The following is an 8,205-nucleotide window of genomic DNA, read 5'->3' on the forward strand; positions in this document are numbered from 1 at the left end:
TACGATTACTTTGGTTTTAAAACCTTAGAGCGTTCTTATCTTCTTAAAATAAACGGAAAAATCGTAGAACGTCCACAGCACATGTTAATGCGTGTTTCTGTTGGTATTCACTTAGATGATTTAAAGTCAGTAATTGAAACTTACGATTTAATGTCTAAAAAGTTCTTTACGCACGCAACACCAACGTTGTTCAATGCGGGAACTCCAAAACCTCAAATGTCTTCTTGTTTCCTTTTGGCAATGCAAGATGATAGTATTGACGGAATTTACGATACATTAAAACAAACAGCAAAAATCTCGCAATCAGCAGGAGGAATTGGACTTTCTATTCATAACGTTCGTGCGACTGGATCTTACATTCGTGGTACAAATGGAACTTCAAACGGAATTGTTCCGATGTTGAGAGTATTCAACGATACGGCTCGTTACGTAGATCAAGGTGGTGGAAAACGTAAAGGAAGTTTTGCGATTTACATCGAAACTTGGCATGCTGATATCTTTGATTTCTTGGATTTAAAGAAAAACACAGGAAAAGAAGAAATGCGTGCGAGAGATTTATTCTTCGCAATGTGGACTTCAGATTTATTCATGAAACGTGTTCAGGAAGATTCAACATGGACTTTAATGTGTCCTAACGAATGTCCGGGGTTATATGATGTTTACGGAGATGAATTCGAAGCATTATATACTGATTACGAATTTAGAGGAAAAGGAAGAAAAACAATCCGTGCTCGTGAATTATGGGAGAAAATCTTAGAATCTCAAATTGAGACAGGAACTCCTTATATGTTATATAAAGATGCAGCAAACCGTAAATCGAACCACAAGAATTTAGGAACAATTCGTTCTTCGAACTTGTGTACAGAGATTATGGAGTTTACTTCTAAAGACGAAATTGCAGTTTGTAACTTGGCATCAATCTCATTGCCAATGTTTATTGATAACGGAGAATTTGATCACCAAGCACTTTACAATGTTACAAAACGTGTAACTCGTAACTTGAATAAAGTAATCGACAGAAATTATTACCCAGTAAAAGAAGCTGAAAACTCTAACATGCGTCACCGTCCGGTTGGTTTAGGTGTGCAAGGTTTAGCAGATGCTTTCATTATGCTGCGTATGCCGTTTACAAGTGATGAAGCTAAAAAACTGAACCAAGAGATTTTCGAAACTTTATACTTTGCTGCTGTAACCGCTTCTATGGAAATGGCAAAAGAAGAAGGACCGTATTCAACTTTCGAAGGTTCGCCAATGTCACAAGGAGAATTCCAATACAATATGTGGGGAATGAAAGATGAAGAGTTATCAGGACGTTGGGACTGGGCTTCATTAAGAAAAGAAGTTGTAGAGCATGGAGTTCGTAACTCATTGTTAGTTGCGCCAATGCCAACTGCATCGACTTCTCAAATTCTTGGAAACAATGAAGCTTTCGAACCTTATACTTCAAACATTTACACACGTCGTGTATTGTCTGGAGAGTTCATCGTAGTAAACAAACATTTACTAGAAGACTTAGTAAAACTAGGTTTATGGAATGAAGATTTGAAACAAGAAATTATGCGTCATAACGGATCTGTTCAAAACATCGATAAGATTCCGCAAGACTTAAAAGATCTTTACAAAACAGTTTGGGAAATGTCGATGAAAGATATTATCGATATGTCTCGTCAAAGAGGATATTTCATTGACCAGTCTCAATCGTTGAACTTGTTCATGCAAGATGCTAACTATTCTAAACTAACGTCAATGCACTTCTACGCTTGGCAATCTGGTTTAAAAACAGGAATGTATTACTTAAGAACAAAAGCGGCTGTAGATGCAATTAAATTCACATTAAACAACGATAAAAAAGAAGAGACGGCTCCAACATTAGTTGCGGAAACTGAAGCAATCAGCGTTGAGGATTATAAAGCGATGCTTTTAAAAGCACAAGCCGCAGATCCTGAGGATTGTGAAATGTGTGGGTCTTAATTCTTTTTTAGAAGAAAGAAAATATAATAAAGAGGAAAGATTTTATTCTCAATTAATAGAAAAGCAGTTGTTGTAATGATGACTGCTTTTTTTGTTTATTTGTTGCTAAACATATTAGATGATTATTATGAATAAAAGTTTAATTGTAATTTTCTTTTTGGTTAATTCTGTCTTTGCTCAGAAGAGAGATGTTGTTTATAGAATCGCCTATGATTCTTACCCTACGATTGGTTATTCGTATGGTATTAGTATTTTGTATTTGCGAGATGATAATACCTATAAATGTTTATTTCAGAAGTATAATTCAAGAAAAATGGCAAGAAAGAATGTTTTAAGAAGTTCTACGGATGAATATGGTAAGTGGAAGATGAATGGTGATACATTGTTGCTTTATGATAATAACAGACATCCAATGAAGTTTTTTAAAGTAGATGATAATAGAATAGCTTATATAATTGATGATATTGAAATATCGAGATATTATTGGAAAAGGATAAAATATTAGTGTTCTAATGGATTTTAAGCTTTAGTAATAAACAATGATTTATACTAATTCATGAATTCGTGGGGAAAAAAACTTAGAACCTTAGCATTTCAAAACCTCAGAACCTTTCAAAATCCCATTATAAATATCTCATTTTAAGCCCATATTTTTATATTATCATACAAAACCTGCTAAATTTGTTAAGAAATCCCTTTTTGTTTCATAAAATGCAATCTTTTTTTTGGTGCACTAAAAATAATTTATACATTCGCAGAGAATTTAAAACAAAACACAAACAAAATGGCAAGTAACCGTTTTTATTTTAGCAACTCTTTTTATTTCTTCTTTAGTAGAAGTGAGGATTGTGCTATGGTTATTTGAGAAAAATTTTAAGACAAATAAAACTAATATACAATCCTGATGCAAATCAGGATTTTTTTTTGACTATATGACAACGAAAATTGCAATACAAGGTATTAAAGGATCATTTCATCATCAGGTTGTAAAAGAGTATTTCTCTGAAAATGTGGATGTTGATGAATGTTTGTCTTTTGAAGAATTGATCGACAGCCTTATTGCCGGAAAATCTGATCAAGCTGTAATGGCGATCGAAAATTCAATTGCAGGGCCAATTATCCCGAATTATGCATTGATTGACAAGAATAATTTACACATAATTGGAGAGCATTATTTAAACATTCAGCAGAATTTAATGGCTTTAAAAGGTCAGAAAATTGAAGATATTAGAGAAGTTCATTCGCACCCAATGGCACTTTTGCAGTGTATGGATTTCTTGAAACAATATCCAAATATCAAATTGGTTGAGGATAAAGATACAGCTGAAACAGCAAGAAGAATTCAGGAAAAACAATTGACTGGAATTGCGGCAATTGCAAGTGTAACGGCTTCTGAAATGTACGATCTGGATATTATTGCATCATCAATTCAAACGATCAAAAATAATATGACTCGTTTCGTAATTATTAAAAAGCAAAATTCATTTTTGCCAGAAAGCGAAATCAATAGAGCTTCTGTAAAATTTGAATTAGATCATAAAAGAGGAAGTTTAGCTGCGGTTTTGAATGTAATGAGCGATTGCAAACTGAATTTGACAAAAATCCAGTCGCTTCCAAAAATAGAAACACCTTGGAAATATTCATTCTTCGTAGACGTAACATTCGAGAAATACGAAGATTTCGCAAAAGCCAAAGCGTTATTAAACATAATGGCAGAATATTTCAAAGTGTTGGGAGAATATAAAAACACAAAACCTTTGACTGAGTCATAAAGTTGAAAAGTCGAAAGTCATAAAGTCAAAAATAGAAAAGCATATAGCGTAAAGCTTAAAGCATATAGCAAAAATTAAAAACAATGATTACAACAGCAAAACGATTAGACACAGTTGAAGAATACTACTTCTCATCAAAACTAAGAGAAGTTCGTCAGTTGATGTCTGAAGGAAAATCGATCATCAATATGGGAATTGGAAGCCCTGATTTGAGTCCGTCAAAAGCAGTAATTGAAGCAGTCGCTGCAGCAATTCAAGACGAAAACGGACATGGTTATCAAAGCTATCAGGGATTACCAGAAATGAGGCAGGCGATGGCAGATTTTTATCGTGATCAGTTTGGTGTTGAAGTGAATCCGAATAATGAGATTTTACCCCTTATGGGTTCGAAAGAAGGAATTATGCATATTTCGTTAGCCTTTTTAAATGAAGGCGATCACGTTTTGATTCCGAATCCAGGTTATCCAACTTATACTTCGGTAACCAATTTGGTTCAAGCAGTTCCGGTTTATTATGATCTGAAAGAAGAAAATGGATGGGAACCGGATTTTGAAGCTCTTGAAAAACTGGATCTTTCGAAAGTGAAAATTATGTGGTTGGGTTATCCGCACATGCCGACAGGAGCCAGAGGAAGTTTAGCGTTATTTGAAAAATTGGTTGCTTTTGCAAAAAAACACAACATCTTATTAATTAATGACAATCCGTATAGTTTTGTTTTGAATGATAATCCGATGAGTTTGTTGCAAGTTGAAGGAGCGAAAGATGTGGCTTTAGAATTGAATTCGCTAAGTAAAACATTCAACATGGCTGGCTGGAGAGTCGGAATGGTTTTAGGAAATCCTGAAATTATCGATGCAGTCCTAAAAGTAAAAAGCAACATGGACAGCGGAATGTACTACGGAATTCAAAAAGGCGCAATCGCAGCGTTAAAATGTGATAAGTCTTGGTTTGAAGACCAAAACAAAATTTACAAACGCCGTAGAGAATTGACTGAAAAACTTGCAGAAAAATTAAACTGCAAAGTATATAAAGAAGGAGTTGGTCTTTTTGTTTGGGCAAAATTGCCAGAAGGAATTGAATCAGCAGAAAAGTTCATTGACGAAATATTATATGAGAAGCATATTTTCATTACACCGGGAACCATTTTTGGAAGTAACGGTGAAGGATATATCAGATTCTCATTGTGTGTAAAGGAAGAAAAAGTACAAGAAGCGATTGATCGATTTTAGAGTATTAAGATTTTAGAAGCAAGAATCAAGACTTTTATCCAGATTGTCAGGCTGAGCGAAGTCGAAGCCATTTAATTGGAATTTGGAATTTTAAAACTTGGAATTTTAAAAAATTATGAAAGTATACGTAATAGGAATAGGGTTAATAGGCGGTTCGATGGTGTTAGACATCAAAGGACGTTATCCTGATGCGACTATTTTAGGAATCGATAATAACGAAAAACATTTGCAAGAAGCAATTGATCTTGGAGTTATTGACGAAGCAGGAAACTTTGAAGATTTACAAAAAGCAGATTTTGTAATTGTTTCGGTTCCTGTAGATGTAGCGCTAACGGTTTTACCTAAAGTTTTGGATGCTGTAGGAGAAAAAACGATTGTTTTTGAAGTAGGATCTACTAAAAAACCAATTTGTGAAGCAGTGGCCAATCACCCAAAAAGAAGAAATTTTATTGCAACGCACCCAATTGCCGGAACAGAGTTTTCGGGACCATCGGCAGCAATAAGAGGTTTGTTTCAAGGAAAGACAAATATTATTTGTGAAGTCGAAAAGACAGCTTTTAAATTACAGGAAAAAGCATTAAATCTTTTTACTTCAATTGGAATGAGAATTCGATATATGGATCCCGTTTCGCACGATAAACACATTGCTTATGTTTCGCATTTATCGCACATTAGTTCGTTTATGCTTGGAAAAACGGTAATGAACAAAGAAAAAGACGAACAGGATATTTTTGATATGGCGGGAAGTGGATTTGAAAGTACGGTTCGTTTAGCAAAAAGTTCGCCGGCAATGTGGACACCGATTTTTAAGCAAAACAAAGAACACGTTCTGGAAACTTTAGAAGCTTACATTGCAAATCTCAGTCGGTTTAGAGATTTGTTGAAAGATGAAAATTACAATGCCATTTTTGAAGAAATGGAAAGCACAAATAAAATAAAAGAAATACTAAACGGATTAACAACAACTAAAAAGTAAATTAGAATTAAGATGGAAAATAAAAAAGAAATGAGAAAGTGGTTAGAAGATTTCAATTTAAATCACCCACTTGTGATAGCTGGACCTTGTAGTGCAGAAACTGAAGATCAAGTTTTGAAAATCGCTCACGAATTGAAAGATTCAAAAGTAAGCGTATTCAGAGCTGGAATCTGGAAACCAAGAACTCGTCCAGGAGGATTTGAGGGTATTGGAGAAATTGGATTAAAATGGTTGCAAAAAGCAAAAGCTGAAACTGGTTTATTAATGGGAACTGAAGTAGCAACTGCAGCTCACTGTAAATTAGCTTTAGAATACGATATCGACGTTTTATGGGTTGGAGCACGTACAACTGCAAACCCTTTCGCAGTTCAAGAAATTGCTGATACTTTAAAAGGAACAGATAAAATTGTTTTGGTTAAAAATCCTGTAAACCCAGATTTAGCTTTATGGTTAGGTGGTGTTGAGCGTTTACACATGGCAGGTATCGAGAAATTAGGTGTTATTCACAGAGGTTTCTCTACTTACGAAAAAACAAAATACAGAAACATTCCAGAGTGGCAAATTGCTATCGAATTGCAAAATAAATTCCCTGATTTACCATTAATCATCGATCCATCTCACATTACTGGAGATCGTAAAATGATTTTCGAAGTAACTCAAGAAGCTTTAGACTTGAACTACGATGGTATGATTATCGAAACACACATCGATCCAGATAATGCTTGGTCTGATGCAGCTCAGCAAGTTACTCCAGATGCTTTGAAACAAATCATTAAAGATTTGACTATCAGAAAAACGGATGATACTACAGACGAGTACAGCCAAAAAATGAAAAAACTAAGAGCAAACATCGACGTTTTAGATGCTAACTTATTAGAATTGTTAGGAAAACGTATGAAAGTGGCTGACGAAATTGGTCAAGTGAAAAAAGATGCAAACGTTGCGATCCTTCAAAATAACCGTTGGAACGAAATCTTAGGAAAAATGATTCTAGAAGGTGAGAAAAAAGGTCTTACTGAGGAATTCGTTTTAAGAATGTTTAAAGCAATTCACCAAGAAAGTATTGGTCACCAAGAGAAAATTTTCAATGCATAATTTTTTCTAAAACACATAAGTGGTATAAGATAATTTAAGATTGAAAAATTCTTGTTATTGAGTTTAATTATATCACATATTTAAAATTAGATTGTTTTTTAAAATCCCTATTGCTTTGAAAAAAGTGATGGGGATTTTTGTTATAAAAAAGCTTGTGTTTATATTCACTTATATAACTTATATGGTTTAAATTATTCATTTATCTTTGCAAAGAATTTAGTTTTAATCTAAAGTCCGCAATCTAAAATTAAAGAATGACAGGAACCGTTTATAAATCTACAGGAAGTTGGTATACCGTAAAATCGAAAAATGGAGATTTTGTCGAATGCCGCATGAAAGGGAAATTCAGAATAAAAGGTATTAAAAGTACCAATCCTATTGCTGTAGGTGATATAGTCGATTATGAATTAGAGGAAACATCTGATGCCGTAACAGGAATGATTCATAATATTCACGAAAGAAAAAATTATATCGTTCGTAAATCGGTTAACTTATCTAAGCAGATTCATATTATTGCTTCAAATATCGATCAGGTTTTTTTATTGATTACAATCGATAATCCGCCAACAACTACAAGTTTTATTGATCGTTTTTTAGTTACAGCTGAAGCATACGGAATTGAAGCTATACTTGTTTTTAATAAAATTGATACTTTAACAGAACAGACTTTAGACGATCAGCTTTATTTGCAGCATATTTATTCTGAAATTGGATATAAATGTCTTCGTATTTCTTCGACAGAAAATAAAGGCGTTGACAAGCTAAAAGAAATGATGATCGGTAAAGTTAGCATGTTTTCTGGACACTCAGGCGTTGGAAAGTCAACTTTAGTAAATGCACTTGAACCAAGTCTTCATTTAAAAACTTCGGTCATTTCAGAACAAAGCAAACAAGGACAACATACAACTACTTTTGCCGAAATGTATGATTTATCTTTTAATGCCCGAATTATCGATACTCCAGGAATTAAAGGTTTTGGAATCGTTGATATGGAACCATCAGAAATTAGCGGTTATTTTCCAGAATTTTTCAGACTTAAAGATCAGTGTAAGTTTAACAACTGTTTACATAAAGAAGAACCGCATTGTGCCATAAAAGCAGCTTTAGAAAAAGACGAAATTGCTTGGTCGCGCTACAATAGTTACCTAAAAATTCTTGAAGG

General features: G+C 33.9%; 7 protein-coding genes. All 7 read left to right on the forward strand.

Annotation, left to right across the window (positions count from 1 at the left end):
• Positions 1-1,971: ribonucleoside-diphosphate reductase subunit alpha (locus B3J44_RS23255; protein WP_286971787.1), on the forward strand; the 1,971-nt coding region annotated here is incomplete at its 5' end.
• Between the two features lie 127 nt (positions 1,972-2,098).
• Positions 2,099-2,476, forward strand: a complete 378-nt coding sequence (locus B3J44_RS23260; protein WP_286971788.1) for a hypothetical protein — start codon at positions 2,099-2,101, stop codon at positions 2,474-2,476.
• Positions 2,477-2,903: 427 nt separating this feature from the next.
• On the forward strand, positions 2,904-3,743 hold the full coding sequence (locus tag B3J44_RS23265; protein ID WP_286971789.1) for a prephenate dehydratase: 840 nt from the start codon (positions 2,904-2,906) through the stop codon (positions 3,741-3,743).
• An 83-nt stretch (positions 3,744-3,826) separates the two neighbouring features.
• A complete protein-coding gene (locus tag B3J44_RS23270) occupies positions 3,827-4,972 on the forward strand; it encodes a pyridoxal phosphate-dependent aminotransferase (protein WP_286971790.1) in 1,146 nt (381 codons plus the stop codon).
• A gap of 115 nt (positions 4,973-5,087) precedes the next feature.
• On the forward strand, positions 5,088-5,948 hold the full coding sequence (locus B3J44_RS23275; protein ID WP_198855474.1) for a prephenate dehydrogenase: 861 nt from the start codon (positions 5,088-5,090) through the stop codon (positions 5,946-5,948).
• A gap of 12 nt (positions 5,949-5,960) precedes the next feature.
• Positions 5,961-7,043 (forward strand): bifunctional 3-deoxy-7-phosphoheptulonate synthase/chorismate mutase type II, encoded by a 1,083-nt coding sequence (locus B3J44_RS23280; RefSeq protein WP_091494827.1) that lies wholly within the window; start codon positions 5,961-5,963, stop codon positions 7,041-7,043.
• Between the two features lie 254 nt (positions 7,044-7,297).
• Positions 7,298-8,205, forward strand: a 908-nt coding sequence (gene rsgA, locus B3J44_RS23285) for a ribosome small subunit-dependent GTPase A (protein WP_286971791.1), incomplete at its 3' end; no start/stop codon positions are given.

This window comes from Flavobacterium sp. UBA4854 (assembly GCF_002399805.1).
GTDB lineage: Bacteria > Bacteroidota > Bacteroidia > Flavobacteriales > Flavobacteriaceae > Flavobacterium > Flavobacterium ginsengisoli.